Source organism: Nocardia pneumoniae NBRC 100136, assembly GCF_000308755.1.
Classification (GTDB): domain Bacteria; phylum Actinomycetota; class Actinomycetes; order Mycobacteriales; family Mycobacteriaceae; genus Nocardia; species Nocardia pneumoniae.
Genome location: NZ_BAGF01000133.1, coordinates 1 through 1,417 on the forward strand (window position 1 = coordinate 1; position 1,417 = coordinate 1,417).

General features: G+C 68.7%; 2 protein-coding genes. Both read left to right on the top strand.

The window, feature by feature from the left end:
- The first annotated feature begins 117 nt into the window (after positions 1 to 117).
- Positions 118 to 963: an NAD(P)-dependent oxidoreductase gene (locus tag ON34_RS28695; RefSeq protein WP_040785424.1), complete on the top strand. Its 846-nt coding sequence runs from the start codon at positions 118 to 120 to the stop codon at positions 961 to 963.
- 79 nt (positions 964 to 1,042) lie between these two features.
- Positions 1,043 to 1,417: SDR family NAD(P)-dependent oxidoreductase (locus ON34_RS28700; RefSeq protein ID WP_040785428.1), on the top strand; the 375-nt coding region annotated here is incomplete at its 3' end.

The window sequence follows — 1,417 nt, forward strand, 5'->3', positions numbered from 1 at the left end:
TGCTGTGGTCGCCATGCCGTTGATTGTGACGAGCAAGTAGCTGCCTGTCCTGGTACCGCCATTCCCAGGAAAACGGGTCTACTGCCTGATCACGCGTTAGGAGCCGACCGTGGAGGCATGACAGAAACACGAACACCCGCAGGTCCCGTCGTGGGGTTCATCGGGCTGGGTGACCAGGGCCTGCCCATGGCCACAGCGATCGCCGAAGCGGGATTCCCCCTGCACGCCTGGGCCCGGCGCTCCGTCTCCCTGGACGGCCTCGGCAAGGTCGCCCATCAACGGCACGACACGATCGGTGAGCTGGCGGCCGCCTGCGACCTCGTCGGCTTGTGCGTCCGTACCGACGACGACGTCCTGCAGCTGGCCGGTCAGCTGCTCGAAGGCCTGCGGCCCGGCGCGGTCGTCGTCAACCACGGCACCGGCCTTCCCAGCAACGCCCTGCGGCTGAGCGAGCTGTGCGCGAAGGGTGGTGTGGAGGTGTTGGACGCACCGGTCAGCGGAGGCCGTCCGGCCGCGCAGGAGCGCCGATTGACCACGATGGTCGGCGGTCCGCAGTCCGCGGCCGAGCGCTGCAGGCCCGTGTTCGAGTCCTTCTCCCGCCACGTGGTGCACCTCGGTGCGGCCGGCGCGGGGCAGACGGCGAAGCTGTTCAACAACGCGCTGCTGATGATGAACCAGGCCGCGATCGGAGAGATCGTCGAACTGGCCGTGGAGCTGGAGCTGGATCCGGGCCGGCTGGTGGAACTCCTCCAGCTGGGCAGCGCCGCCAGCGCAGCACTGTCCCTCCTGAGTGCGGTCGTGCGGCCCGACATCGTCGAACACCTCGCCGCCCTGGAAGTGCTGGACATCGAGCTGTTCGACCAGGCCATGCGCGAAGCCGGAATCGACTCCACCGCCGTCACCGAGCGTGGCCTGGCCGGAGCGCGCGGACTTGCGCGGCTGCTGGACCGCCTCAACCGCTGAGGCCGTCGCCGAATAGGCCACACCGAACACACACACTCACTCCGGCCACTTCGGCCGACACCCGAAAGGAACAGCCCGCATGAACAAGCTCGCCCTCGTCACCGGCGCCACCTCCGGCATCGGCAAGGCATTCGCCGAACGCCTCGCTGCCGACGGCCACGACCTGATCATCGTCGGCCGCCGCAAGGACCGTCTCGAGCAGTTCGCCGCCGACCACCCCGAAGTCACGGTCCGCACTGTCGCCGCCGACCTGTCCACCGACATCGGCATCGACACCGTTGCCGAGATCTGCGCCAGAGAGCCGCTGACCATGCTCGTCAACAACGCCGGCGTCGCCCACTACATGCCGCTGGCTCAACTGCCTGCCGACAAGGCGCGCGAACTCGTCCACGTCAAGGTCGTGGCTCCCACCATGCTCGCCCGCGCCGCCGTCACCGGCATGCAGGAACGCGGC

Excerpts from the sequence above, each read along its gene's own strand:
- ON34_RS28695 (WP_040785424.1), top strand. The coding sequence starts at position 118 with ATGACAGAAACACGAACACCCGCAGGTCCCGTCGTGGGGTTCATCGGG.